This window comes from Paraburkholderia sp. BGA-UO-ETr-F12 (assembly GCF_059567945.1).
In genome coordinates this window covers 39,871-65,244 of record NZ_JCAQOZ010000060.1, presented here as the reverse complement: position 1 = coordinate 65,244, position 25,374 = coordinate 39,871, and the positions used below count along the sequence as shown (strand labels likewise).

Annotated in this window: 24 protein-coding genes; 16 read left to right on the top strand and 8 right to left on the bottom strand. The window is 59.5% G+C overall.

All coding sequences use genetic code 11. The annotated features are described in order from the left end of the window. The first annotated feature begins 15 nt into the window (after positions 1-15). Positions 16-489: a conjugal transfer protein TraD gene (locus AC57B6_RS28955; RefSeq protein ID WP_252889378.1), complete on the top strand. Its 474-nt coding sequence runs from the start codon at positions 16-18 to the stop codon at positions 487-489. Between the two features lie 269 nt (positions 490-758). On the opposite strand, the gene AC57B6_RS28950 is transcribed toward AC57B6_RS28955, so the two are convergent. Beyond that, positions 759-2,741: a ParB/RepB/Spo0J family partition protein gene (locus tag AC57B6_RS28950; protein WP_496422641.1), complete on the bottom strand. Its 1,983-nt coding sequence runs from the start codon at positions 2,739-2,741 to the stop codon at positions 759-761. 221 nt (positions 2,742-2,962) lie between these two features. Here AC57B6_RS28950 and AC57B6_RS28945 point away from each other — a divergent pair, with 221 nt between their 5' ends. The 9 genes from AC57B6_RS28945 (at position 2,963) to arsC (ending at position 8,803) form a co-directional block, all read left to right on the top strand. Beyond that, on the top strand, positions 2,963-3,376 hold the full coding sequence (locus tag AC57B6_RS28945) for an antirestriction protein (RefSeq protein ID WP_496422640.1): 414 nt from the start codon (positions 2,963-2,965) through the stop codon (positions 3,374-3,376). A 62-nt stretch (positions 3,377-3,438) separates the two neighbouring features. Further along, complete coding sequence (locus tag AC57B6_RS28940) at positions 3,439-3,759, top strand: hypothetical protein (protein WP_496422639.1); 321 nt, start codon at positions 3,439-3,441, stop codon at positions 3,757-3,759. Then, complete coding sequence (locus AC57B6_RS28935; protein ID WP_496422638.1) at positions 3,756-3,950, top strand: hypothetical protein; 195 nt, start codon at positions 3,756-3,758, stop codon at positions 3,948-3,950. Before AC57B6_RS28940 ends, AC57B6_RS28935 begins: the two co-directional genes overlap by 4 nt. Positions 3,951-4,012: 62 nt before the next feature. Continuing rightward, positions 4,013-4,237 (top strand): DUF3717 domain-containing protein, encoded by a 225-nt coding sequence (locus tag AC57B6_RS28930; RefSeq protein WP_496422637.1) that lies wholly within the window; start codon positions 4,013-4,015, stop codon positions 4,235-4,237. Next, entirely contained in the window at positions 4,234-4,644 is a 411-nt protein-coding gene (locus AC57B6_RS28925) for a hypothetical protein (protein ID WP_496422636.1), read from the top strand. Before AC57B6_RS28930 ends, AC57B6_RS28925 begins: the two co-directional genes overlap by 4 nt. Before the next feature lie 346 nt (positions 4,645-4,990). Further along, a complete protein-coding gene (locus AC57B6_RS28920) occupies positions 4,991-5,530 on the top strand; it encodes a hypothetical protein (RefSeq protein WP_496422635.1) in 540 nt (179 codons plus the stop codon). Positions 5,531-6,363: 833 nt separating this feature from the next. Then, positions 6,364-6,630 carry a DUF1488 family protein gene (locus AC57B6_RS28915; RefSeq protein ID WP_496422634.1) on the top strand — a complete coding sequence of 89 codons (267 nt, stop codon included), beginning with the start codon at positions 6,364-6,366 and terminating at the stop codon, positions 6,628-6,630. A 659-nt stretch (positions 6,631-7,289) separates the two neighbouring features. Beyond that, on the top strand, positions 7,290-8,384 hold the full coding sequence (locus AC57B6_RS28910) for an ArsO family NAD(P)H-dependent flavin-containing monooxygenase (protein ID WP_496422633.1): 1,095 nt from the start codon (positions 7,290-7,292) through the stop codon (positions 8,382-8,384). Then, positions 8,381-8,803, top strand: a complete 423-nt coding sequence (gene arsC / locus AC57B6_RS28905; protein ID WP_496422632.1) for an arsenate reductase (glutaredoxin) — start codon at positions 8,381-8,383, stop codon at positions 8,801-8,803. Before AC57B6_RS28910 ends, arsC begins: the two co-directional genes overlap by 4 nt. Before the next feature lie 92 nt (positions 8,804-8,895). On the opposite strand, the gene moaA is transcribed toward arsC, so the two are convergent. The 3 genes from moaA to AC57B6_RS28890 form a co-directional block, all read right to left on the bottom strand. Continuing rightward, a complete protein-coding gene (gene moaA / locus AC57B6_RS28900) occupies positions 8,896-10,023 on the bottom strand; it encodes a GTP 3',8-cyclase MoaA (protein ID WP_496422631.1) in 1,128 nt (375 codons plus the stop codon). A gap of 79 nt (positions 10,024-10,102) precedes the next feature. Then, the gene (locus AC57B6_RS28895) at positions 10,103-12,580 is read right to left on the bottom strand and encodes an arsenate reductase (azurin) large subunit (RefSeq protein WP_496422630.1); all 2,478 of its coding nucleotides are present in this window, start codon (positions 12,578-12,580) and stop codon (positions 10,103-10,105) included. A 16-nt stretch (positions 12,581-12,596) separates the two neighbouring features. After that, positions 12,597-13,121 carry an arsenate reductase (azurin) small subunit gene (locus AC57B6_RS28890; RefSeq protein WP_496422629.1) on the bottom strand — a complete coding sequence of 175 codons (525 nt, stop codon included), beginning with the start codon at positions 13,119-13,121 and terminating at the stop codon, positions 12,597-12,599. A 176-nt stretch (positions 13,122-13,297) separates the two neighbouring features. Here AC57B6_RS28890 and AC57B6_RS28885 point away from each other — a divergent pair, with 176 nt between their 5' ends. The 3 genes from AC57B6_RS28885 to AC57B6_RS28875 are packed head-to-tail and all read left to right on the top strand — an operon-like array spanning position 13,298 to position 16,996. Beyond that, a complete protein-coding gene (locus AC57B6_RS28885; protein WP_496422628.1) occupies positions 13,298-14,176 on the top strand; it encodes a substrate-binding domain-containing protein in 879 nt (292 codons plus the stop codon). 10 nt (positions 14,177-14,186) lie between these two features. Beyond that, positions 14,187-15,644: a sensor histidine kinase gene (locus AC57B6_RS28880; RefSeq protein WP_496422627.1), complete on the top strand. Its 1,458-nt coding sequence runs from the start codon at positions 14,187-14,189 to the stop codon at positions 15,642-15,644. Between the two features lie 14 nt (positions 15,645-15,658). Continuing rightward, positions 15,659-16,996, top strand: a complete 1,338-nt coding sequence (locus tag AC57B6_RS28875) for a sigma-54-dependent transcriptional regulator (protein ID WP_496422626.1) — start codon at positions 15,659-15,661, stop codon at positions 16,994-16,996. A 613-nt stretch (positions 16,997-17,609) separates the two neighbouring features. On the opposite strand, the gene pstS (AC57B6_RS28870) is transcribed toward AC57B6_RS28875, so the two are convergent. The 4 genes from pstS (AC57B6_RS28870) to AC57B6_RS28855 form a co-directional block, all read right to left on the bottom strand. Then, positions 17,610-18,701 (bottom strand): phosphate ABC transporter substrate-binding protein PstS, encoded by a 1,092-nt coding sequence (pstS, locus tag AC57B6_RS28870; protein WP_496422625.1) that lies wholly within the window; start codon positions 18,699-18,701, stop codon positions 17,610-17,612. Between the two features lie 69 nt (positions 18,702-18,770). After that, positions 18,771-20,258: an MFS transporter gene (locus AC57B6_RS28865; RefSeq protein ID WP_496422624.1), complete on the bottom strand. Its 1,488-nt coding sequence runs from the start codon at positions 20,256-20,258 to the stop codon at positions 18,771-18,773. A 422-nt stretch (positions 20,259-20,680) separates the two neighbouring features. After that, entirely contained in the window at positions 20,681-21,400 is a 720-nt protein-coding gene (locus AC57B6_RS28860; protein WP_496422623.1) for a winged helix-turn-helix domain-containing protein, read from the bottom strand. A 252-nt stretch (positions 21,401-21,652) separates the two neighbouring features. Further along, positions 21,653-22,168, bottom strand: coding sequence for an arsenate reductase ArsC (locus tag AC57B6_RS28855; protein WP_496422622.1), 516 nt, complete (start codon positions 22,166-22,168; stop codon positions 21,653-21,655). Between the two features lie 235 nt (positions 22,169-22,403). Here AC57B6_RS28855 and pstS (AC57B6_RS28850) point away from each other — a divergent pair, with 235 nt between their 5' ends. The 3 genes from pstS (AC57B6_RS28850) to pstA all read left to right on the top strand — a co-directional run bounded on the left by pstS (AC57B6_RS28850) (position 22,404) and on the right by pstA (position 25,373). Beyond that, positions 22,404-23,423 carry a phosphate ABC transporter substrate-binding protein PstS gene (pstS, locus tag AC57B6_RS28850; RefSeq protein ID WP_496422621.1) on the top strand — a complete coding sequence of 340 codons (1,020 nt, stop codon included), beginning with the start codon at positions 22,404-22,406 and terminating at the stop codon, positions 23,421-23,423. A gap of 61 nt (positions 23,424-23,484) precedes the next feature. After that, positions 23,485-24,516 carry a phosphate ABC transporter permease subunit PstC gene (gene pstC, locus AC57B6_RS28845; protein ID WP_496422620.1) on the top strand — a complete coding sequence of 344 codons (1,032 nt, stop codon included), beginning with the start codon at positions 23,485-23,487 and terminating at the stop codon, positions 24,514-24,516. Further along, entirely contained in the window at positions 24,516-25,373 is an 858-nt protein-coding gene (gene pstA, locus AC57B6_RS28840) for a phosphate ABC transporter permease PstA (protein WP_496422619.1), read from the top strand. Before pstC ends, pstA begins: the two co-directional genes overlap by 1 nt. Position 25,374 lies beyond the last annotated feature (1 nt).

Here is a 25,374-nt window from a genome sequence, read left to right as displayed (position 1 = left end):
TGATCCAGGAGAAAAATGATGGCAAAGGCCGAATGGCTCACGGAACACGTCCAGTACATCAAGGGTTTGAAGTCGCCCACCGCCACCCAATCGCTGCTGGTCGAACTGGCCGCGATTCCCAATCCGTCCGCACAGGAGTCCCGCCAGCTAGACAAGCTGGTCCGACTGGAGAAAATTAACCAGAAGGCTGACGCGATGAAGGCCGAAGCAGCCCGCATGCTGAGCGCGCGGCGCGAGGATCAGCGCAAGGCCCGCACGCGCGAACTGATCGAACTCGGCGGCATCGTTTCGATGGTTGATTTTCCGGTGGATCGCGGCACACTGACCGGCGCGCTACTGTGGGCGCTCGATCAGTTCAAGACTGAGGATGACTTGCAGCACACGCTCAAGAAACGTGGCGATGCTTTCATCGCTGAGCGCGAAAATGAGAAGAAGGCAGAGTCGCAGGCCAGCGCGGAAAGGGCTGCTGCGGAGCAAACCCCGGCGTAGTATGCGGGTGCCCAGCCGGATCGTCCCTGCGCTGCGCTCCGGGTCGGCGCTCTCCCCGCACCTGTCGGCGCGGGTCCCCGTGCGCCTCGATCGGGGCGCGCAGGCGCGCGCGATATCGCAGCGGTCTGCGTGGCTTCGGGCTTGCAGGAAAATAAAAAGCGCGTCGTGGGGAACGACGCGCCGGAGGCCTAAAAAGGGATTCTGGAAAATGAGCCGGTATCGATCAGCGCCCCGGTACAGCTTCTTCCGGGGCGCGGCGCTCGGCTCGCTCAGGCGGCTTCCTCCTCGTCTTCGTCGTCATCCCATACGACCGGCGTTTCCCGGTTCACCAGCACCTCGGGCAACCAGCGTGCATCGGCCAGCAACCGTTCTGCTGTCTCTGCCGCTGCGTCTTTCTTCAATTTCTCCAGCGGTGCCGCAGCTTCGGGGGAGAGCGCTTGCGCTACCACGTCAACGATGCGTGCTTTCGAAACGTGGTTCAGATAGCTCGTTCGCGTCGCCTTCCAGTACTGCGTCATATCGACGTTCAGCAGATTCATCAGCACGTTCACCTGGTGTGCGCCATCCGATTCGCTCACGCCGTTGACGGTCGCGGCCACGCAGAAGGCGAACAGGTTGCTCAGCACGTCTTCGCTCTGCGTCAACAGCCAGGGCAGCACATCACTGAAACGCGTCGGCAGCAGCGCGGCCCACTTTTCGCGTTCGGCCGAAATCTCTTTCCATGCCGCGCTGGCTTCCATGTCGTCCGCTGCCTGCAACAGGCGGCTGTGTGAGCATGTGGCCCGCACGTCGGCGGCATGCTGGTCGTAGACGCAGACATAGCGGTCATCGAACACAACCGGGATCAGGCGGTGCATCAGTACCGCCAGTGCGGCCACCGGGTTCCGCGCAAGTTCGATCTGGACGGCGGCGGTGCGGTGTGCCGTCAAACGCCTGCTGAGGTCTTTGCCGTGCAGCGGCTTTTCTGCTGGCGCTGGCAGTTCGTCAGCGCCCGTCAGACCTTCGCGGTGCACGCTGGTCCGGTCCTCGGGTTTGACCAGTCCGCGCTCGATTACGGCCTTGCCGTCATGGTCGAGAGTCACGAATGCACCGGCACGCGCCTTCTGGTCGTCGCTCCAGATTTCGAGGCGTTCAGCAAAGTCGTCCAGCGTCTGGGAAGCGGCGTCCGCAGCGGTTTCCAGTACGTCGCGGCGGGCGTCGTCCTCGGCTTCGTCTTCGGCGTCGTAGTACGCGTTCAGTTCCGCTGCGGCCTGTTCGCTCGCCTTCTTCAGCGCGCGAAGCTCGGTCTTTTCCTTCTTCGTGTACTCGCGCGACGCCGACGGCAACCGGCCAAAGCGGGCCATTTCGCCAAAGTCACGGCGCACGCGTGTTTCGACCCAACTCCAGCCCTCGTTGCTCAAGGTCTGCGCGACAGAAACCAGCTTTTCTGCGACCAGACGGTGCAAAAGTTCTGCGTCGGTCACATACCCGGCGTTCTGCTCGTCGCTAAAGAGGTCCCGGCGAACGTGACCGCCTGCCGCCTCATACGCGTCGAGCGTAACGAACGCAACCAGGTTGCTGTCGGACACATCGATCTCGCTGTTCGTGATCGCGTCGCGCAGCTGCGCCGGGTTGCGTTGCCACGCCTGGGCGGCGTCAAACCACAGGCGTTCCTGCAGTTCGTGATCGTCCGTCAGTGCAAGCGTGCGGATCTGTTCCAGCGTCATGCCGTCATCGCGAAAGACGTCGATCAGGCGGGGCGACACGTTCGCCAGTTTCAGGTGCCTTTGCACCTGGATTTCAGACAGCGAGAAAAGAGCCGCAATGTAGTCCACCGTACGGCCTTCATTGACCAGCAGGCGGAATGCTTCGCAGGCGTCCGCCGGATGCATCGGCTCGCGCTGCTGGTTCTCGATCAGCGACACGGCGACGGCATCGGCTTCACTAACAACCTTGACCGGTACGGGGTAGCTGTCATCGATCCTGCCAGTCGTGCGCAGCAGTTCCAGTGCGAGCAGGCGACGCTGGCCCGCACATACGCCCAGCTTGCGCTGCTTGCCGCGCGTCTTCATCTCGTGGGTGACGAGGTTTTGCATGACGCCCGCTGCGGCGATGTTCCCGGCCAGCGCCTCGATGCCGGTAGGCGCTTTGCGGCGCACGTTGTGCGGCGACTTGCATAGCAGACCGAGCGGCACGTACTCGATCTGGGTGTCGTTGCCGAAACGGCTTTCGACAACGGTTTCGGTTGCACGATTTTCAACGATTTGATCCACGGTTATCTCCGGTTATGGCCATCGCTACATGCGAGGCACACAGCCATTATACGGACAAAATGCCCTAAGTAAAGATTATATGAGTGGATGTCATTTGGAATTTTTAATTGAATAATAAAAGTGATTTAAAATGAAAATTAAAATAATCTTTTGTTAGGGCAAAATGTCACTACAATTAAGTTGTGCCTCGCATGTAGCGATGGCCATAACCGGAGATAACCGTGATTGATAATGAAACCAGAATCTCGTCAAACGTTGTTGTTGACGAGTTGCGCCTGAATTTCCTTCCTCACTACCTGGGCGCGCAATACCTCCAGGGCGAGGGGTTGGTGTACGACTGGGCCGCGCGCCTTTCGAGTGCCTACAACGGCGGTTCGTGGGACTTCTTCCAGTTGTCGAACGGCGGCTTCTATATGGCCCCTTCGAACTGCGGACGGGTGCATGTGCGGTGGCATATGAACGGCTACAGCGACATGATGGGCGCGGACGCCTTCGGCATCGTCGTCACGCTGTTTGCCCTGTGCCATCTGGCGGAAAAGTGCGGCGATGACAGCATTATCGAGCACTACCACGAACTGCGCGCCTACGCGACGCAGCACGTAGAGGCCGCGAACATTCTCCGCGCTATCGACTAATCAACCAGCCCCGGCCTGCGGGCTGGGGTCTTTCGGCCTATCTGAAAATCAGTGAGGAAGAAATGGACCTGACGCAAATTCGCCCAACCTGGCTGACCGCACTTCTGCCTTTGCTGGCCGTCTACCAGTACGGGGACCGTGAAATCGTGCGTGCTGAACTGTTCCGTATGGCGCTGTCGGCGGATGCGGCGGCGAAGACCGCCGACGCGCTGCACCGCATCGCCAACATGCTCGACCGGGATGGTCATGCGATCGACATGCACCGCGAAGAGCTTCGCGCGATCGCGCGTGCCGCGCTTTCGGAGTTTGACCGCGTACCGCCCCGGGCGCCTCTGGTAGCGGTTCACGAAGCAGTCCGCCGCGCTCGTGAGCGTGCCGCATGACGACAGAACTGAAACGGGGTTGCGAACTGAAGCGAGGCGACGTGATGCACACATGGTTCGGCAATCAGACGATTCTTGAAATGCTGCCGTACAGCGGCCCGTTCGACTTCATCTGCGGTGTGGCGAAGTTGCCGGATGCCGAAATGTCGATCGACCGGGGCGGACTCTACGAAGTGTTGTTCGCCCAATAACCTGAACCCTGAACCGCCCGCGTGCGTATGGACGCATTTGCGCGCGGGCTTCGAAGCCTGCCATGCCAACCTTTACAATTGCCGAGATTGAACAGGCGATCAATATATGGCGCAACCGCCAGACGTCAGGAGAAGACGCGGCGCTGTGTCCGAAAACGCGTCACCTTGCCGATATCTATGGCGGGATGATCTACGCACATGCAACAGCCATCGACGTGTCTTCGCTGTCTGCCGAGCAGGTGGAAGCTGTGACCACTGCCCTTTATCAACAGGAATTGCCGCTATGACCGACGAATCGAAGTTTCCCCCCGAAGTGCTCGGAGAGTTTCGCCGCGAGATGGAGGAAAGCGACGCCCACTTTAGTACCGCGCCTGCGCGGTTTTTTGAGGCATGGAAACAGGCTGTCATGCTGGCCGGTCCGGTGTATTTCGGCGATGGCACCAGAGAGGCCGTTGAGAAGGCGGAAGACAAGTGGACGCTCGCGCCCAATGGGGCGGTCATTCTCGACGCCTTCGGTGTTCTCAGCAGCGGCGAGCGCACTTTCCTTGCCGCGCTGTATTCGTTCTACAACTCGGACGATAGCGTTGTTCTGTGGGAGAAAGCAGGCATCAGGGGCTTCGCCGACCTGTCGGGGCTGGACCTTGTTCGTCGCAAGCTGATCGCGGAGCTTTTGCTGAACTACGTTGGCTGGTAACGGGCAGGCGTGTCTGTGTCCGAGGCTGACAGGCTCCGGCTCGCCAGCCCGATCGTAGACACCGGTGCCAGGGAACCCCCTTCCTGCTAAACCAGAACTTGTATTGGCCGGGAGTGTACCGCGCGCGCCTGCGCGCCCGGATCGAGGCGCACGGGGACCCGCGCCGGCAGGCGTGGGGAGAGCGCCGGCCCGTAGCGGCAGCGGAGGGACGATCCGGTGAGGCGCCGTGCGACTGTGGCCGGGGTCGTCAAGCAGCCGCAGGCTGCGTGTTTCCACCGCGGCGAAGCCGTGGGGGCTGGATCGAGGACAGAGGCACCAATGAATCGTTCAGGATCAGGAGGGCACCATGTTTCGAGTGCAGGTCTGGGATGACGACGCGAACCGCTACGTCGATGTAGTACTCAGTTTTGACCAGTGGGGGGCGGTCGGATTCAGGCACGCGCAGCCTGGCGATACGCCGGCGGAATACGACGATTCAGGGAAGGCATGGCGAGATGCAGTTGACCTGCAGGAACGATTAGGCGACGCGATCGTTACGCTGCTCGACACGTCGACGGGAGAGCGACACTTTGATGAGCGCAACCTGCCGGAGGTTGACGCTGATGCCATTGAAGCCTCGGCGGCCCCCGAAATCTGGACGGACGACTGGATCATCCAGCGTGCCGTCCGTATACGGGTGGCGAGTGCAGGCGGCGACGTGTACGAACCATGGCCGGGGTACACGCACCCGATGACTCGCGATCAGGCAGTCAAGGCGCTCGAGGAGTGCGAAGCGCGGTGGCCGGAACATGAGTTCCGCGCGCATAGATTACGGCTGGAGGAAAAGGTCGCGGCGGACGCGATCGACCGGGCGCGAAGATCCGTCCAATCCAGGAAGTACGACTAAGAGAAAAGGCGATAAAAATGACGGTTGATATTCATACACCTATTCGGGCCGAGTGCTTGCTTCCGGCGGATGAGGGCTGGGAGCGGCCCCGGGGCGCTGAAGTTCAGGAAGCGGTGCGACGTATCGGCTTGTCAGGTCGAGCGCTTGCCCGGGTGCTCGGGCTGAGTGAGCATGGCGGCCGCCAGGTCAGACGCTGGATCAGCGGAGAAACGCCCGTCCCCTATATAGCGTGGGCACTTCTCTGTGATATGGCGGGGTTGGGCACAATCTGGCGTGGCAAAACCCTTGAATTGGGGTTGAGTGGCATGGCTGAATCAGCGCCCGATGACGAATGACCGGGCGTTACGTTTTGCTGTCACCACATTGCGCGGCAAAAGAAAAGCCGGCGCACGGAAGCGCGCCGGCTGAATGTCCTGGCTACATTTCGAGGCTGGCCAGAACCTGAGAGGCTTTCAGGATACTCGAACATGCTGTCGATGCGATGCGCTGAACAGGACCGGAAAGGCACCAGATTTCCTACGTTGAACCGGTCAGTTGTTCTTATTTCGTCTGATGCATTCGCATGGCGTTGCCGTTTGGTTCGCCGGGCAGCGATCCTCATCCGCTCGCCAGACAGTTTAGGCTGGCATTCCGCAGCTGAACGCTCGTCATCAGCCGATTTCTCCGTTCTCGACTTGCCGGCCTGTTTCTTCCGGCAGGGTGATGTCGATATCCACTCCCGGGACGCTCAATGTTGGCCAGAAGCGACGAGCGCTATACAGATTTGTTGAAATTTCCGCCGGCTCGCCCTTACGATAAGGCGATACTTGGAAACAATCTGTCGAGCGTCTATCGTGGAAGCCCTTGAACTTGAACCCAGTGTTTCAACAGAAGGTGTCGTTTTTGCGCTATCACTTCGTGGTCGCGACATCGCGTGCCTCGTCACGCGTGAGACACTCGAACAGCATTTCTGGGTACAACCTGGAGCAAACGATGCACGCGTTCTCAAGGTGTTCTCCGAAGGCCGCAGGCGCATCGTGGCTTTGGCGGAACGAAAGGCACGTGCACGGCCACGCGAGTGTATCGTGTTGACCGTTGATGACTTCGACCCGAGGAAATAGCGCGCCCTGACAAGTGCGGGCGTCCAAGCGGAAAGAAGTCGAGCGACAGTGATCTCCAATCACCATGACTGTGCGGCAGCAGCATCGGCGATGACCGGGACATGACGGCGGACATCGTGGCGTCGCCGAAGGCCGCGCCACCTGACGACTTGCTCAGGTACTACGGGGAGTGCCTGCAGCACTTCGCTCCGGCGGCCCCGATACCCGGTAAGTGCGTAGTGCTTCAACGCGCTGAGAGCCAGCATTTCCCAGCCATGCGCCTAGATTTCCAATAACGCAAGTGTGACAGGCTGACACCGCGCAGCTTTCGTACGGCGTTGACGTCCATGCCTTGGTCGTATTGCCGTTGCAGCGCCGGGAGAGCTCACCGTCAAGGCCACCGCGTACCTCTATCCCATCCGCCGTTTCGTGTGGGGCATGCATCTATCTGATGCAACAACTCCATGAGCTCCTGCAACGCAACGTGCTGTTCGGCGCATGACATGCCGGTTATACGGTCACAAGGTTCTAACGCCCACTCTATCAATAGCCGTAGACGTGCGGCGGACGGCCGAGGCCGTGAGTAATGTCCGGCATGTCAGAAATCTCTGCGCATCTCGCGTACTCGTATAGAACGCGACCTATCCGGTATTATCGAAGTATTACCAGGACAGGTCTCTATGTCTAACAGCAACGCTTCAGCAGTTAATCAAATCGATGTCGCCATCATCGGCGGCGGTCAATCCGCCTTGGCTGTCGCCTATTTCCTGCGTCGCGTTGGTGTCGGCTATATCGTGCTTGACAACCAGCCAGGTCCGGGCGGCGCATGGCAGCATGCGTGGGATTCGCTCCACCTCTTCTCTCCAACGCAGTGGAGTTCGCTGCCGGGCTGGCTGATGCCGGCGACCTCAGAACAATATCCGTCGCGTGAACATGTCATCCGCTATCTCACTGAATATGAGACGCGCTACGAGATTCCGGCGCAGCGCCCAGTGCAGGTGGCGTCAGTGTCTAATCGGGGGAATGGGCTGCTGCTATCGACGGACCACGGTGAATGGCTCGCAAAAACGGTCGTCAGTGCAACGGGCACATGGGGCGCCCCTTACGTTCCAGACTACCCAGGGCGTGCGGACTTCGACGGTGAACAGGTGCACTCAGCACATTACAGGAATCCGGACGCGTTCCGTGGCAAGCGGGTTCTGGTCGTTGGAGGAGGCAACTCCGGCGCACAGCTACTCGCGGAACTGTCGCAGGTTTCTCATGTGACCTGGGTTACGTTGGAAGAGCCGACGTTTCTGCCAGACGATGTCGACGGACGCGTGCTGTTTGAGCGCGCAACGGAACGCTGGAAGGCGCGTTCGGAGGGCCGCCCGGATCCCGCGCCTACCGGTGGCCTCGGCGACGTCGTCATGGTGCCGCCCGTTCGCGAGGCACGAGAGCGCGGTGTGCTGAAGTCGGTTCGTCCTTTCGCCCGCTTCGTCAATGACGGGGTCGTCTGGGCGGATGAGACCCGCTCGCAGGTCGACGCAGTTATATGGTGCACCGGGTTCCGGCCGGCACTCGCACATCTGCGGAGCTTGGACGTCGTCAACGCCGCAGGCAAAGTCGACGTGCTAGAAGGCCGCTCAGTTGTTGAGCCCAGATTGTGGCTTGTTGGCTACGGTGAATGGTGCGGCTTCGCGTCAGCCACGCTCATTGGCGTGATGCGTAGCGCACGGTCCACCGTGACACAGATTAACGAATACCTATCTTCCCTTGCGGAGCAAACAGCATGACTGTCACGATTTACCACAATCCCGACTGCGGAACCTCGCGCAACACCCTTGCGATGATTCGCAATGCGGGCATCGAACCGACTGTTATCGAGTATCTGAAAACGCCGCCGTCTCGCGAAACGCTTGTGGACCTTATCGAGCGGTCGGGACTTAGCGTGCGTGATGTAGTGCGCCAGAAGGGCACCCCGTATGCGGACTTGGGGCTGGATGACCCACTGGTCAACGACGACCAGCTCATTGACGCTATGCTGGAGCACCCCATTCTCATCAACCGGCCGCTTGTGGTGACCGACCACGGTGTGCGGCTGTGCCGCCCCTCTGAAGTTATTCTCGACATCCTGCCCGAAGCCCGCACAGTGCCGTTCGTGAAAGAGGACGGTGAGGTTGTCGTCGACGAACATGGACATCGTGTGAAGTAGTTTGCCCATCCAGCGAAGTGGCTAACGGATGGGTCGACTGAATCATCACGTTCCACCGCTGTGATGAATGGCAGCAGAGCGGCCGTCTGCCATCAGCCGCCGATGAACGACATTTCGACTTTGGACCGGTCGTCTGCGGTGCTACTCTCACCACGTTGCTCTGAGTAGCGGTCGGCCCTCCGCTTCCATAGGTCTGCGACCAGTTGGCACAACGCTTCGTCCGTGTGGCCGTTTCGCATTGGCGCACGTATGTCCAGGCCGCGAGAGGCGAACAAACAGGTGAAGAGCCGACCGTCCGCAGACAACCGCAGCCGCGTGCAGTCGCTGCAGAACGGCTGTGAGACGCTCGAGATGACGCCGATGTTTCCTTGACCATCGGCGTAACGAAATCGAGCCGACGTGTCTGAGGGCTTGGCACGGCCAACCGGTACGAGCGGGAATACCGCGCCAATGCTGCGAACAACCTCGTACGATGGCACCACCGACTCCATGTTCCAGCCGTTGCTTGCGCCCACATCCATGAACTCGATGAAACGGACTTCCACGCCAGTTCCCCGGAAATGGCGTGCCATCGGCAGAATCTGCGTGTCGTTCACGCCGCGCTTCACCACCATGTTGACCTTGACCGGAGCGAGGCCGACACGTAGTGCAGCGTCGATTCCCTCCAGTACCGAGGCAGCAGGGAAGCCCACGCCATTCATTCGTTGAAACACAGCCTCATCTATCGAGTCGAGACTGACGGTGATGCGCTTCAATCCCGCGTCCCGCAGCGACTGCGCCTTGCGACTGAGCAGCGAACCGTTAGTCGTCAGCGTCAGGTCGACATCCTCGCCGCGAGGCGTTCGCAACGAGGCGAGTCGCTCGACAAGGAATTCAAGGTCTTTTCGCAGCAGCGGTTCCCCGCCCGTGAGTCGAATCTTTTCAACACCTAGACCAACGAACACGCGCGCAATGCGCTCGATTTCCTCGAAGCTGAGCAGTTCGCACCGGGGCAGAAACGCATAGTCCTTGCCGAACACCTCCTTCGGCATGCAGTAGACGCAACGGAAGTTGCAGCGGTCCGTAACCGAAATGCGCAGGTCTCGCAACGGGCGATGGCGTGTGTCCCGAAGTGGCAACTCAACTATCGCGGAGTCTGACGCAAACAAATCTCGCTCAGCCGGGTCAGCGGCGCTGACCTCCACGAGCGGAATGACTCGCCCCAGCGTAAATGCCTTCATCGCAGCTCCATTCCAACGTGCGGATAGCCGCCGGCTCAGAAAAAGAGAATACGGCCGGCAATGCGCCGGCCGTCGTCACCTATGTATAACGGCGACTCTTGAAGCTGACTTTTTGCTTGTAATCCTCCATCGACCCGACGCGCCGGATGTTCGCCCACGTGCCCTTGTAGTACGGAATGATATTGCGGTCCGTCCATGTGGTCGTGACGTTGTCCTGGATGCCGTTGATGTGGCCGAACACCATGAAGGTCTGGTCATGCTTCAGTTCGGCCGCCGGATAGGCCATTGCGTACGTGGACCCAAAGTCGTTGAAGACTTCGACGATATCGCCCGCGCCAATTCCGAGCCCCTGTGCATCGTCCGGGTTGATTTCGATATAGGCCATCGGGTCTCGGTCACGAACGAATTCGTTGTATTGGTCGTGGTAAACCGTTTGCCACACTTCGTTCGTACGACCGTTGTTAATCCAGAAGCGGTATTTCCCTTTCTGGTCTGCAACCAGCTTTGGCAGCCCTGGCCACGGGGAGGGCTTGAACTGCGCCTTGCCGTCTGGCGTATCGAATTTGCCGTCCATATACATCATTTCGGTGCCGACGAGCTTCCCTCCTTCCCACGCCTTCGCTGGCAACTGCACCCCGTTGTTGGCCATGACGCGCAGACGTTCGTAAGTGACCAGGTTACCGGTACTGCCACCCTGGCTATCTATCTTTTCGACGCCTGGCTGCCCGGCACGACGGAATCCATCGTTGAACGCGTCCTCTTCGGTCTTCCAGTCGAAACCGTCAAACCTTGAGGCCATCTTCGTGTTGCCGTCTTTCTGATACATGGCGCGAAGCGTGTTAGCGACGCGCGCGGCGATGAGGCAGTCTGGCATCGCGCTTCCGGGTGGGTCCATGAACCGTTCGGACAGGCGCATGCGGCGCTCACCGTTCATAGATGTCAGATTCATCTCACCCGGGTGCGTTGCGGGCAGCATGAGGTGCGCGGCCTCCTGGAGCTTCGTCGGATAGATGTTGATGCTCGTCACGAACAGACCACCTTTGCTGGTCGCGTCGTAAATCACATCGACCAGCTGCTCTGTGCTCGCACCACGTGCACCCTGCATCGCGTCTTTCACGATTTGCGAGCGACGCAGGACCACCTCGCGCAGTCCTTGCGCATTGTTGCTCGTCTGGAAGTTATTGCACGCCCACCACGTCATCATCCGTCCCTTGCCGTGGATGAGTTCCTGGTCGATGTATATCTTTGTATTGCCGGGATACGGCGGCCTCGTGTATCCCTCCTGGTGTCCGCCCATTCGCACGCAGCCCGTGCCTCGCCGTCCGACATTGTGAGTGGCCAGCGCAACGTCCAGCAGCGACGACTGAATCAGATAGTTGTCGTTGCCCCAGATGATGCCCTTTTCGTAGGTATGCATCGTTCTCGGAAGCTGGCCAGGCCCCTTCGGCTTGTACGACCATTCCGCTGCGGTCTGAATTTTCTCAACGGGTACACCTGTGATTTTGCTGCACTCGTCGAGTGACAGCTTATTGGCCTGGACAGCGGCGTCGAACCCGTTCGTATGCGCAGCAATGAAATCTTTGTCAATCCATCCCTGCTGGACCACGTAGGTAAAAATCCCGTTGAACAATGCGATGTCAGTGCCCGGCTGGATATCCAGATGCAGCACGTTGTCCTTTCCGGCTACCTGCTCGGCAATGGCAACAGTTGGCGTGCGTCGCGGGTCCACAAATACGACCTTTGTTTTCGGGAACGTCTCGCCTGCAAAGCGTTGTTTTTTCTTGTCGAGCGTCCCGCCCTGCAGGTTAGGCACCCAATGATTCAGGAAGTAGTTCGTCTGCGTTTCGTAGGAGTTCGCGCCAATTGACCAGATGACATCGGCCAGTTCGGCATCCTCATACGAATTGTTCAGCTCACCAATGCCCATCTCACGGGTAGCGTGGCACTCCGAGTTGTACGCGGGACGGTTGTGAATGCGGACCATCGGCGTCTGCAGCGCGGTGAACATCAGCTTGCCAGAACCCCACGTGTTCTCGAATCCGCCGCCCGCACCACCATGGTCGAAAGCGGAGAAGACAATACCGCTCGGGCCATCCTTGTCGAGGACCTTCTTCATTAACCCGGCATAGAGCGCCATCGCCTGGTCCCAGGTCGTATCCACCCACTGGTCGCTTAGATAGATGCGCGGTTGTCTCAGGCGCTCCTGGGTTATCCCGTCAGCCGCGTACATGTACATCGCCATCTTGCCGCCGCGCGTCGAACTCAAGCCGCTGTTCACGACGCAGCTCTTGTCCGGAACAATCATGATGGTGTGGCGCGAGCCGTCGCGGTCGGTGACCACGTTTTCCATGGCTGGCGTCATGATGAGCGAGAGTGGCGGCACCTGTTTGCGGAAATCAACACCAAGCGCATTCTGGTTGGGCGCGCGACCACCTTCCTGATTTTCTGGCCATTTGTAGACGTGGTACCCGCATCCGACGATGCAGAAATGGCAGGTCATATTGGTTCGCTGGGCCGTGACCGGCGGTAGCGCAATGCGGTCCTTATCGGTAGGCATTTTCAGCTCCTCGAACTCAAAGAACGTTGGCCTGGCGGCCGTATATCAACCCTTCCACGCCGACTGCCGACACGGTGCCTGTCTTCTCGTCATATTGAAGTCGCACGCGCGGCAGATTTTCGGTGGCCTGGCCGGCAATCATCTGTCCGGCTTTCTCTGCATCGAACATGCTGAAGTGGCAAGGGCATTTGAAAACCTTCGTCGTGGGCTCGTATATGACCGGACAGCCCATGTGGGTGCACATGGCGCTGTAGGCGACGATGTCGCCATCCGGTCCAACGCCGCCCGGTACCCGGCTGCCTAGCTTGAGTGCTGTGCAGGGCGACGCGGCATCGGGATAGGCGAACGAGACTGGCGCGTTGAGCGCCATGCCAGCGACACGGGCTACGGGTTTTCTCGGATACGGAAGTTTTGTCCTGCTTGTATCCGGTGTGTTCGCAGCAGAAACCACGTTCGGAGCAAGCGCTGACGCGGCAGTAGCCGCAATCGAGCCGCCACTGATCTTCAGAAATGTACGGCGTGCGACTTTTAAGTCTGACATGGTCTTCTCCTCGCTTGAATCTTGCTCGGGTAGTCGTTAGCATCGACTTAATGGCAAGACGTATGCCATGCGGTCAATCGTCTGCCGAGAGCCTTGCGCACTGCGGGTAGGAATTCAGCAGACCTGATGGATGCCATTACCGTCCGGTAACGGTTCGTGTTCGGGAGTGAGCCGTTATGTCACCAGTTCGTAACATCCGGCGGCGGCAGATTCTGCGGGTTGCGGTAAGCATGCCGTTCCTGTCGGCCTTCAGGTTCACTGGTGCCAGCGATAATTCAGCGGTTGCGTTTGGCACTACCGCTGTGTTTCTTGATAACGAAATCAGCCTGCTCAATCGCTGGAGTCAGGAACTCGGGAATGTGTGCAGCGCGGACGTCCGGTTTGTGCAGCGTAATAGCTATCGTGAGATTGACGACCTGCTCGCTGAAGGCCGACTTGATGTCGCCTGGGTGTGTGGCTTCCCCTACGTCACACACCTTCAGACAATGCGGTTGATGGCAATACCAGACTACGGCGGGCAGCCGCTCTATCGTTCATACCTGATTGTCCCGAGAAGCGACACACATACGACCCACATCACGCAGCTCCGCGACCGCGTATTCGCTTTCAGCGACCCCGAGTCCAACTCGGGTTTCCTCGTCCCCACGACGGAACTGATACGGGCAGGTATTCGCCCGACGCGCTTTTTCAAGAAATCGTTCTTCACGTATGCACACCGGAAGGTGGTCGACGCGGTGACCTCAGGACTTGCCGATGCCGGCGAGATTGACGGGTACGTCTACGACACCATCGAGAAGCAGTACCCGGAGCGCACGCGTGACGTGCGGGTAGCGTGGCGCTCTCCCCAGTATGGCTTTCCGCCGATTGTGGCGCGCCGGTCTCTCGACGAGGAATCGTTTCTGCGCCTCCAGCGCGCATTGGTCGGCATGAAAGAGCATCCCGACGGTCGAGCCATGCTTGGGCGATTGAACCTCGACGGCTTTGTACCTGATGATGACAAGGTGTTCGACGGCATCCGGCGTCTGGTCGCCATCCTGAATGCCGGACCGCTGTAAGGCCGCCTTTATGCTGTCCCATCTCAGCTACCGCTACAAGATTCCGCTCGCGCTGAGCGCAGTTATCCTGTTGACGGAATTGCTCGTAACGGTCGCCCTCGTGAGCGTCGCCGTTTCCGATGCCAGAAATGACCTGGAAAGCAGTGCGGAGAATCTTTGCCGCGTGCTCACGCTATCGGTTCGCGACCCCATCGTGAAGGACGACCTGTGGCGTGCTTTCGAAGTGATTCGAACGCCGGTGGCGGTCAGAGAGCCCACGAATCCGCTGAAGGAAATTGTTGTCTTTGATGCCAGGGCTCGCGTGTACGCGTCGACGTCGCCCCGGAAAGAACCAATCCAGAGCCCGCTGACGACGCTTCCGGCTCAGTTTGGGATGGTCATTTCCCACCTCCGCGGCTCTGGCGTCCCGTTCTTCTTCGACTTCCCGGGATTGTTCGCGAGCCGTGACGTTACCGCTGGTATGCCGGTGAATTCCGACGATGGGAGTCGCCTTGGCTATGTGGTGCTTGTCTATGACGCCAACACGTTCTACGACCGCGTGCGGCGGACGCTACTCAAGCTCGCGATGGCGACGGTGCCGGCATTGCTACTGCTCATACCACTGGGGTGGGTCTGGGGCGACCGGATGGCCAAGCCGCTACTTCGCCTCGCAGCGGCCATGGCTCGTGTCGGAAAGGAGCACCCGGAAAAAGTGGGGGCGGGCATTACCGCGCAAAGCAACGACGAAATAGGACAGCTGGAGCAGCAGTTTCAGACAATGCTCGGCGAACTTGCGCAAAAGCAGTCGCTGGAGCGTGAAGTCGTTGTCTCAGAAAGGCTCGCTGCCGTGGGCCGCGTTGCCGCCGGTATTGCGCATGAAATCAACAACCCGCTGGGCGGAATGCTCAACGCCATCGACACGCTGAACACGCATGGCGAACCGGATGCGCAGACCAGGAAAACGCTCGGCCTTCTGGAGCGCGGTCTTGCCCAGATCCGCGCGACTGTCGGCGCGTTGCTCTTTGAGGCGCGTCTCGACTCGCCAGCAATGAGTCTGTCGGACTGGCAGGATTTGAAGCTGTTAATAGCACCCCAGATACAGGCGAAGCAGGCCGACTTCGATTGGGAAGTCGAACTGGATGAGGCTGTGGCACTACCTGCTCACCTGGTGCGCCAGCTCGTTCTCAACCTGCTGCTCAACGCCGTGAAGGCGGTTGAGATCGGCGGGCGCGTTTCCTGTCTAGTTGTAGTCAATGGATCAGGGCTGCAAGTAACGGTATCGAACACCGGTCAGCACATATCGGGCGTCGCGATGGAGCACCTGTTCGAGCCGTTTGGGTCGGTTGCCGTGGCCGGAGGTCGGCGGTCGTACAGCCTGGGCCTGTGGGTGAGTTACCAAATCGCAACACAGCTCGGTGGCACAATTTCAGTCGACAGCGCACCGGGCCAAACGTGCTTTGCCGTGCTGTTGCCGGTTATTGCTCCGTGAATCAGGAGAACTCCATGTCGAATACGCTCATCTGTGTCGTCGAAGACGACCCCATCATGGGCGAGTCCCTAGCCGACCGCTTCCGTCTGGAAGGTTTCGACGTGGACTGGCATACGGACTGCGAATCCGCCCTGGACGCCCTGCAGCACCGGCCCTATCAGGCCGTCATCAGCGATATCCGGCTACCCGACATTTCAGGCGAAGACCTGTTTTCACGTTCAATGGCCAAGCACTCATCCATGCCGCCATTTGTGTTCATTACCGCCTACGCTTCGGTAGACATGGCGGTCTCTCTCCTGAAGAGCGGCGCTGCCGACTACATCACGAAGCCATTCGACATTGGCGCGCTTGTCGACAAGGTCAGACTCCTCACTGGAACAGGCATACCTGACCGGGCCATGCCTGCACAGAGCGAGCTGGGTGTGTCCGAAGCGATGCGGCGCCTTGCTGAACTTGTCCCGAGAGTCGCGGGTCGAGCCAGATCGATTCTGATTACTGGTGAGTCCGGTGTCGGCAAGGAAGTGCTCGCGCGGTTCATTCATCGCCATGCACCTGGCGACGCGTTCCCCTTCGTTGGCGTCAATTGCGGCGCTGTCCCCGAAACGCTTCTGGAGTCTGAGTTTTTCGGGCACGAGAGGGGCGCGTTCACCGGTGCAGAACGACAAAAGAAAGGATATTTCGAGCAGGCGGAAGGTGGCACGCTCTTTCTCGATGAGATAGGAGATTTGCCCTTGTCAATGCAGGTGAAGCTGTTGCGCGTTCTTCAGGAGCGCCGCCTCACCAGGGTCGGCGGCGAGAAGGGCTTTGAAACCACCTTCCAACTTATCTGCGCGACCAATCGGGACCTCGCCGAACTGGTCCGGGTGGGGAAGTTTCGGGAAGACCTGTTTTACCGCATCAACATCCTGCAGTTACGTGTGCCGGCGCTTCGCGACAGGCCCGACGATGTCCTGTGGCTTGCACACCGCTTCGTACGCGATATCGCCGGCCGGCTCGGCGAGCCGACGAAGCTGTTTCATCCGTCTGCCGAGGCACGACTCGCGACATATGGCTGGCCCGGGAATGTACGGGAGTTGCAGAATCGGCTTGAACGGGCCTGCATCGTCTGCTCCCGCAACATGCTTTTCTCCTCCGATATTTTCGAGGAAGACGGGTCTCAGGCCGCAGCAGCGCTGGACATGGACGCTCCACTGGACGGCTACATGACTGCATGCGAAAACGCGTTCATTCGCGCTGCGCTGCTGCAGCATCAGGGGCACATTTCCGAGACCGCCCACGCCCTCGGCATTTCGAGGAAGAGCCTGTGGGAAAAGATGCGCAAGCATGCGATTGCAGCCGAGCCCCTTCATTGAAACGCCGCGAAGAGGCGTTGCCGGGCAACGGGAATACATCGATGGAATCTGTGGTTTGAGGCGCAGTGGAAAGGATATACAAAAAAATCGAACCATTCCACTGCGCCTCAAACTTCACGACCTGCGTCACATCATGACGACCCCGCCGAAAAGCGTGGCGATTCACAAGCGAAGTACCAGGCGACCATTGCGCGGCCTTCCACCGACGCCCTTGCGAACGGTTTCATCGCCGTCTGGGAGGCAAAAACAATCTGGTTAGAGGCCGGTCGCCGTTTGCGGGGTCCGCCGGACGGACGGCTCACGCGAGCCGTCGACGACAAGCCTGGCCGTTCCCAGACAAGGCGCCACCACGAAGTACGCTTCGCCGAGCGGCGGGTCATGCGCACTGCGGCAAGCAATGGCATCAAGCTTACGGAGCAGGTATCCGGCGACTTCGAGGTCTTTCTCCAAACAGGCCTGTTCAAAGGCCTGTCGCGCGTCCTCGTGAAGCGCGGATTGGATGGTGCCTGCGTTACGGGAAACGGATAGCTCGGCGATGCCGTCCGGATGCCATCCACCTTGACCGCGACGCAGCGACGTATCCGGGTTGTCGTGCCACGCCGCAAAGAGTCGGCTATCTGATCGACTGAATTTGCGCCTGGCTCAGCTCCCACGTATGCGGCGGCAGCGGAATGAAGTGCACCGCATCGAGGTACGCTTCGTTGGTCTCCGACGGCACGATCGACCAGAGCAGGAATCTGCGTAGTGCGGCAGCGGTCGTGGCATCAGGCTGCTTTGTCGACACCACCGCATACTCGTAATTGACAAGTGGATAGGCACCTGACGCCGGCGCGAAAACGAGGCTCAGACGTTCGTCCGATGGCGTGCGGGGACCGAGGGAAGCGGCGCCGGCGGTGATTGTATCCTTGGTGGGCAGCACAAATTCACCGGCTCCATTCCTGAGCGCCGCGGTGCCGAGTTGCGCGGCGCTCAGTTTGTCGGCGAAGCTCACGCCGACGTAGCCGATCGACCACGGCGTCGTCTGCAACGCCTGCACCACGCCCGCGTTGCCCACGGCGGACACGCTAGCCGGCACGCTGGGCCATGCGATGGTCGAGCCGTATCCCCTGTCGCTTTCCCAGTTGGGTGTTGAGAACGACAGGAACTGGGTGAACACGAAAGTATCGCCAGAGCCTTCGGCCCGACGGATTGGTACGATCGCATGATGCGGCAATGCCACGCCAGGGTTGAGCACCGCGATCTGCGGCGCGTCCCAGTTGCGAATCACGCCCTTGTAGATTCCGGCCAGCGCCGGGCCGTCCAGCTTGAGATGCATCGCATTGAGGCCGGGCAGATTGTAATTGACCGTCAGCGCCGCGATGGCGAGCGGTACATTGATGATCTGCGGGTGTTGTGCCATCTCTGCATCGGACATATAGGCGTCAGACGCGCCGATCCGCACCTTGCCCGCCAGCACTTGCTGGATGCCTGCCCCCGAGCCGGTCGCGGCCACGGTAATCCGTACGCCGGGGTGCGACTTGGTATAGGCATCGACCCAGGTCGTGAATAGCGGATAGAGCAGGGTCGAGCCGGTTTCGTTCAAGGTGAGATCTTGCGCATAGGTCAATGTGCTCGTCATCAAGGTGAGCGCGGCAATGCACAGCGGCGCGGCCACGCGTTGTCCCCATCTCGCGAGCAATACGTAAGTTTTACGGCGAGCAGTCATGCATGTCTCCATCACGGTAAGCGGATGCCATCTCTGGAGCGAGGGCAACAGGGTGGTGTCTCAATACGTTTAGCGTCCAATCTCGTCAAGGCTCACCCCCGTCGTCTCGATGCGGAATAGCCACGTCACCACTGCGCCGAGAATCGATGTGGCCACGAGGATGTAGAGCAGCGGGCCGGTACCGATACCTGTCAGCAGAATCGGGAACAGGAAGGCAGTCGCCACCGCGCCGATCTTGCCGACCGCGGCGGCAAACCCCGCACCTGTGCCGCGAATAGCGGTCGGGAACACTTCACCAGCGAGCAGATAGGTCTGCGCGTTGGGCCCCAGGTTGGTCATGAAGTTGAACAGCATGAAGCCCGCGAAGATGATGACGGTCTTGGCGGAGCCTTCGACGCCAACAGAGAACGAAGCGAGCAGCAAGCCCGCCGCGCAGCCGATAAAGCCGACCACTTGCAGCCAGATCCGTCCGACCCGGTCCGCGAGGATGACCGCGAAAATGATGCCGACGATCAGCAGCATCGTGATCAGGGCCGCACCTTTGGCGGCGAGGATGTCGTTGAGGATCAGATCGCTGACGCTGCGCACATGATCAGGCTTGCTGCCGAATGCCGCGGCGAGGATCGTGGGCGTGAAAATACCAATCCCATAGGTGCCGAGATCCTGCAGGAACCACGGGATCGAGGCAAGAATCGTGGCGCGCAGGTTGCGCTTTGCGAACAGCGCAAAAAAACTTTTCTTGCCGCCATGGCCGCTGGCGGCACTGTCGATTTCACGCGACAGCGCGATGCTGGTCGGATACTGCGGCGTACGAACCAGCAGGCGTTTCGCGGCGGCTTCCGCGCGATCCACCGCGCCGCGAATGTGCAGCCAGCTCGGGCTTTCAGTAATGAAGAAGCGGCCGATCGTTACTGCCAGTGCGGGGATGATCGCCGTGCCGTACATCCAGCGCCACGCGTCGAGAGTCGGGACCGTCGACAGGACGAAGAAGCCCACCGCCGTACCGCCCAGAGCACCCAGCGCCTGGAAGCCGAACGCTGCCAGCACCAGTTTGCCGCGGGCGCTACTCGGAATGCTTTCGGAGATGATCATGTGCGCGGTCGGGTAGTCGCAGCCGAGCGCCACGCCGAGTCCGAACAGGCAGATCACGAGTGAGGTGAAGTTGGTGCAAAGTACCAGCAGCACCAGAAACGCGACGAAGATGATCATCTCGACAATGAACATCCGCTTGCGCCCGAAGTAGTCCGACATGCCGCCCAGACCCACCGCGCCGACAAGAATGCCCATCAGGCTGGCGGCGCTGATGAGGCCGTTCTGTGCCGCACCGATACCGAAATCACGCGAGATCAGCGGAAGCGCCACCCCCGTCATGAATACGACGAATCCTTCGAAGAACTTTCCGGCTGCCGCCAGCGACCAGATGCGCCATTGCATGGCAGTCATCGGCACCGACGGAAGATGCGTTCCGTCGGGCCACATGGGGCGTTCGTCAATGTACTGCTGGACTGACTTCACATCGGCGCGCCGCAAACCCTCGGAATCGGCCACATCATGCATAACTTGCTCCTTGTGGAACTGCCACTAGTGCACCGGCGATGGAGAGCAGCTCGTCATCAGGCTATACAGGCGTGTGTCGCCACGCGTCATGCGTCAACAGGCAGCGCACGAATCTGGAATCTGGCTAATGCAATGCCGGCAGGCCGGTGACTAAATCGATGCCTTGGCATGGAGTTGCCTAGCCAGACCGGCATGGTGCCGCATGCGGGTGTCACTCGGATGAAACAAACCGGTAGCAGTCGCCCACTGGCCTGTCCTGGTGAATCTGCTCGCCGATAGTGTTCTCAGCGCATGGCGGGGCGCAGGCTCGGCAATGCGGACGCGTCCCCAAGAGGGCGCCTGCTTGCTCGCCGCGACTGCGGTGATCCTGCTGTTCGGTCATGCGTGCTCGATGACAATATTGATCAGCGACAACGGCGATATCAGCCGCTCAGGACATATCGATTAGCTACAAAGCGATATCCGAAGCCTCGGACTACCTCAATCATGGCTTCACAGCCAACTGGAGTGAGGGATTTTCGAAGCCGTTTAATGTAGGTGTTTAACGATTTCTCGGTGACGAAAGCCCGGCCATTCAACGCCTGCTCGATCAACTCCGCCCTGGTAAAGGCACGATCCGGATGGGTCATCAGAAAATACAACAGGCTCAACTCGGTTGGGCCGACCGCCAGACGGACTTTCTCGCCACCGCGGATCGCGAAGACTTGCCGTGCAGCCGGCTCGACGCTCAGGCTACCGAAGCTGACAGCATTGTCGGTTAGCCGCGGCAGTTGCTGCAGGCGCAATATGGCACCAACCCCAGCGAGCAGCGCGTCGCGTTCGCGCGGCCTTGTTACGTATCCGCAGGCACCGTCGATCGGGTCCGTCAGTCGACGGTGATTTTCATCGAAGTTTCCCAACATGATCAGAGGAATGTCTCTGGCATTGCGATGCACGCGCAACTGGTTGGCAAGCACAGCGCCCGACTGAGCTGAAAGCATCCAGTTCAGCAAAATGAGATCAGGCAGCAGGGTCGACATCAATCGATTCGCGTCGTATACGTCATACGCTATCGTCGGACAATGTCCCGCTCGCCTCAGGTGCGTCGCGATCATTTCAGCGGTCGTTGGGTCACTTTCGACGACGAGGATATTCGAAGGCATCGAGCAGTCGTGGTAGAAATCGTTACACAGGTGCGCGGAGCACTCACCTCAAAATCGGGCAAAGGCGTTGCCCTTGACCGCCAGGCTAGAGCCACCCTTGCAGCTTTTGTATATCCGCAGATCGCAGAAGCGGTTCATCTCCGATCTGCAGGGCCAGATGTCGTGTTTCGGCGAACACATTCAACTTGCTCAAGCCGATGCCACCGGGCTCGCGCCGGGCCCCCTTCGCGACCGCTTGACTGCCTGCCATCGTTACTCTCCTTTGTCGCGCAGCGCGGTGCCAATGCTCTGCATTTCCCGCTGCACAGCGAGGCGGTCGAGCTTCTCGAACGGCAGGTTGACGAACAGCTCGATGCGCTTGCGCATCTGCACGAATGCCTCCAGAAACGCCCTCCGTTTCTCCTCGTCCGTGCCCTCTACGGAACCCGGGTCTGGCACACCCCAATGAGCATTTGCCGGATGGCCGGGCCAGATCGGGCAGACCTCTCCAGCCGCGTTGTCGCAGACCGTGAAAATGAAGTCGATCTGCGGCGACCCGTCTTCGGCAAATTCGTCCCAGCTCTTGCTGCGTAACCCGCCTATGGGGATGCTGTTTGAGCGCAGCAGGTCGAGCGCTAACGGATTGGGCGCCGCTCCAGGGGCACTGCCGGCGCTGTGGGCAATAAAACGGTCGCCTGCCATTGCATTCAACATGGCCTCGGCAAGGATCGAGCGCGCGGAATTGTGTGTGCAAAGGAAAAGCACGTTGTATTTACGATGGTCACCCACGAAACCCTCCTATGTGCCGTTGCAGAGATGACGCCTGTTATATCCATATCTCCAATATAATGAAGACGTTTAACACTGACAAGCCTTCATTCCGGAGCACAACGCCAAGCGTCACAAAAATTTCACGAACGCCAACTCTTGTCACCGGATTGTCACGAACTATACTTAGCATCCCGACAGTCGTAACGCATCTAGTTTCATAGAGATGATCTTTAATCTACTGAGGATGACCAAGATGAACAAGCGGTTCGTGCAACGTCTGACGGGTGCTGTGGTTGCTGCAACCTTCGTGGTTGCCGCGCACGCGGCAGAGATTACGGGCGCAGGCTCCACCTTCGTGTATCCCATTCTGTCGAAGTGGTCTTCTGACTACAACCAGGCGTCGGGTAACAAGGTCAACTACCAGTCCATCGGCTCCGGCGGCGGAATTGCGCAGATCAAGGCCGCAACGGTGGATTTTGGTGCGAGTGACATGCCGATGTCCGTGGAAGACCTGAATGCCAAGGGCATGGGGCAATTCCCGTCAGTCGTTGGTGGTGTTGTGCCGGTTGTGAACATCGAAGGCGTGGCCCCGGGCAAGATTCGCTTTACTGGCCCGCTCCTTGCCGACATTTATCTGGGCAAAATCAAGAAGTGGAATGACCCGGCCATCGTTAAGGTCAACCCGGGCCTGAAGCTGCCTGACGCGAGCATCACGGTGGTGCATCGCTCCGATGGCTCGGGCACCACGTTCAACTGGGTCAATTACCTGTCGAAGGTCAGCCCGGAATGGAAAAGCAAGGTCGGCGAAGGTACCTCCGTTGCGTGGCCGACCGGTGTGGGTGGAAAGGGTAACGAAGGTGTTGCCGCATACGTAAACCGTCTGAAGAATTCCGTCGGTTACGTTGAGTACGCGTATGTGCTGCAAAACAAGATGACGTACGGCTCAATCCAGAACAAGGCAGGCAACTTCGTGGAGCCGAACGCCAAATCGTTCCAGGCCGCTGCCGCGACTGCTGACTGGACCAAGGCGCAGGACTTCGATCTCGTCATGACCGATGCCGCCGGGCCGGATGCGTATCCGGTCACCGCCACGACGTTCATCATCATGTACAAGCAGCCGAAGAATGCCGCCCAGTCGAAGGCGACCGTCGACTTCTTCAAGTGGGCGCTGGAAAAGGGCCAATCGCAAGCTCAGTCGCTTGATTATGTCCCCTTGCCGGATGCCCTGGTCAAGCAGATCGAGTCCTACTGGTCGAACAATTTCAAGTTCTGATTGTCCGCAATCCACAGCGGTGCGGCGACTGTTCGCCGCACCGCCATCGCGAGAGAAGCATATGCCAACCACGGCTGAAGACCTGGCGAAAGGAGTATCCGGCGAGCGCCGCAAGGGTGCCACGCTCGGGACAGAACTGACATTCCGGGAGCGCAGGCGGTGGCTACCGGACGAACTGGCCGACCGGATGTTCTGGTTTGCTTCCGCCGGCGCCGCTATCGTTGTTCTGATCATTCTGTCAGGTGCCGCACTGTCCATGTTGTGGGGTGGACGCCTGGCATTTCAGACGTTCGGCTGGCACTTCCTGGTCAGCACCGATTGGGACGCGGTGGCTCACAAGTTTGGCGCGTTGATTCCAATTTACGGCACGCTGGTAAGTTCATTTCTTGCGTTGCTGGTTGCCGTACCCATCAGCTTTGGCATCGCAATGTTCCTCACGGAGATCGCGCCACGCTGGATGAAAGGCCCGGTCAGCACAGCGATCGAATTGCTCGCTGCTATCCCGAGCATCATCTACGGCATGTGGGGGCTGTTCGTTTTTGCCCCCGTGTTGGCCGACCACGTCGAGCCGTGGCTTATCGATAACCTCGGTAACGCGTGGCTCATTGGCCCGCTGTTTTCTGGCGCACCCATAGGGTTGGGGATGCTGCCCGCTGGCCTCATCCTCGGCATCATGATTATTCCGTTCATCACGGCAGTGATGCGCGACGTATTCTCGGCCACGCCACAGATGCTCAAGGAGTCGGCTTTCGCACTCGGTGCGACGCGATGGGAGGTAATTCGCAAGGTCGTTCTGCCCTACACCCGGTCCGCCGTCATCGGTGCCATCTTCCTGGGACTGGGGCGCGCGCTCGGCGAAACGATGGCAGTGACCTTTGTGCTAGGCAATGCGCATGACCTGAGCGTTTCGTTGCTCGACCCGAGCAACTCGATCGCGGCAACGCTTGCCAACGAATTCACGGAAGCCGACTCGTCCATCTACCTGTCCTCGCTGATCGCCCTCGGCTTTGTCCTCTTCGTTGTCACGTTCATCGTGCTCGCATTCGCGAAGCTGCTGCTGTTGCGACTCAACCGCATGGAAGGAGCAAAGTAATGGAAGGCTTCGATATGGGGAAGTTCAGGCGCCGCCGCATGGCGAATAACGTCGTGTTTGTGCTGTCGGTGTTGTCGACACTTTTTGGTCTGTTCTGGCTGTTCTGGATTCTCGCTACCACTGTTATCAACGGTTTTGGGGCGTTAGGCCCCAGCCTCTTCACCCAGATGACGCCTCCGCCTGGACAGCAAGGTGGCCTGCTAAACGCCCTATATGGCAGTTTCCTGATGATTGGCATTGCCTCGGTCATCGGGGTGCCCCTGGGTCTGCTCGCCGGCGTCTACCTGGCCGAATATGCGCGAAAAACCCGCCTGGGTGCAGTCGTCCGCTTCGTCAACGACATCCTGCTGAGCGCCCCCTCGATCGTCATTGGTCTGTTCACCTACGAGCTCATCGTCCGGCCGATGGGACACTTTTCCGGCTGGGCCGGTGCGGTTGCATTGGCCATCATCATGCTGCCTGTTGTCATCCGCACCACTGACGAGATGCTTCAGCTCATCCCGGACAGCATGAGAGAGGCCGCATTGTCGCTCGGCATTCCTCGGTGGAAAATCAGTTCCCGCATCCTGCTGAAAGCCGCGAGCGCCGGCATCGTGACAGGTGCCCTGCTTGCGGTCGCGCGTATTAGTGGAGAAACGGCACCGCTGCTGTTCACGGCACTGAATAACCAGTACTGGTCGACCACGCCGACTGGACCTCTCGCCAACATCCCGGTTGTCATCTTCCAGTATGCGATGAGCCCGTACGAAGCCTGGCACACGCTCGCGTGGGCAGGTGCGTTCCTGATGACTGTCTTCGTGCTGGCATTGGCCATCCTGTCCCGCAGCTTCTTCAATCGCGCTCATGCCTCCAGTTAAG

Bases quoted from the DNA above. Each gene is read 5' to 3' on its own strand.
- arsC (WP_496422632.1), top strand. From the start codon at position 8,381: ATGACTGTCACGATTTACCACAATCCCGACTGCGGAACCTCGCGCAAC.
- AC57B6_RS28895 (WP_496422630.1), bottom strand. From the start codon at position 12,580: ATGCCTACCGATAAGGACCGCATTGCGCTACCGCCGGTCACGGCCCAG.
- AC57B6_RS28875 (WP_496422626.1), top strand. From the start codon at position 15,659: ATGTCGAATACGCTCATCTGTGTCGTCGAAGACGACCCCATCATGGGC.
- moaA (WP_496422631.1), bottom strand. From the start codon at position 10,023: ATGAAGGCATTTACGCTGGGGCGAGTCATTCCGCTCGTGGAGGTCAGC.
- AC57B6_RS28910 (WP_496422633.1), top strand. From the start codon at position 7,290: ATGTCTAACAGCAACGCTTCAGCAGTTAATCAAATCGATGTCGCCATC.
- pstS (WP_496422621.1), top strand. From the start codon at position 22,404: ATGAACAAGCGGTTCGTGCAACGTCTGACGGGTGCTGTGGTTGCTGCA.
- AC57B6_RS28940 (WP_496422639.1), top strand. From the start codon at position 3,439: ATGGACCTGACGCAAATTCGCCCAACCTGGCTGACCGCACTTCTGCCT.
- AC57B6_RS28865 (WP_496422624.1), bottom strand. From the start codon at position 20,258: ATGCATGATGTGGCCGATTCCGAGGGTTTGCGGCGCGCCGATGTGAAG.
- AC57B6_RS28925 (WP_496422636.1), top strand. From the start codon at position 4,234: ATGACCGACGAATCGAAGTTTCCCCCCGAAGTGCTCGGAGAGTTTCGC.
- AC57B6_RS28880 (WP_496422627.1), top strand. From the start codon at position 14,187: ATGCTGTCCCATCTCAGCTACCGCTACAAGATTCCGCTCGCGCTGAGC.
- pstA (WP_496422619.1), top strand. From the start codon at position 24,516: ATGGAAGGCTTCGATATGGGGAAGTTCAGGCGCCGCCGCATGGCGAAT.
- AC57B6_RS28860 (WP_496422623.1), bottom strand. From the start codon at position 21,400: ATGCCTTCGAATATCCTCGTCGTCGAAAGTGACCCAACGACCGCTGAA.
- AC57B6_RS28920 (WP_496422635.1), top strand. From the start codon at position 4,991: ATGTTTCGAGTGCAGGTCTGGGATGACGACGCGAACCGCTACGTCGAT.
- AC57B6_RS28935 (WP_496422638.1), top strand. From the start codon at position 3,756: ATGACGACAGAACTGAAACGGGGTTGCGAACTGAAGCGAGGCGACGTG.
- AC57B6_RS28890 (WP_496422629.1), bottom strand. From the start codon at position 13,121: ATGTCAGACTTAAAAGTCGCACGCCGTACATTTCTGAAGATCAGTGGC.
- AC57B6_RS28955 (WP_252889378.1), top strand. From the start codon at position 16: ATGATGGCAAAGGCCGAATGGCTCACGGAACACGTCCAGTACATCAAG.
- pstC (WP_496422620.1), top strand. From the start codon at position 23,485: ATGCCAACCACGGCTGAAGACCTGGCGAAAGGAGTATCCGGCGAGCGC.
- AC57B6_RS28885 (WP_496422628.1), top strand. From the start codon at position 13,298: ATGTCACCAGTTCGTAACATCCGGCGGCGGCAGATTCTGCGGGTTGCG.
- pstS (WP_496422625.1), bottom strand. From the start codon at position 18,701: ATGACTGCTCGCCGTAAAACTTACGTATTGCTCGCGAGATGGGGACAA.
- AC57B6_RS28930 (WP_496422637.1), top strand. From the start codon at position 4,013: ATGCCAACCTTTACAATTGCCGAGATTGAACAGGCGATCAATATATGG.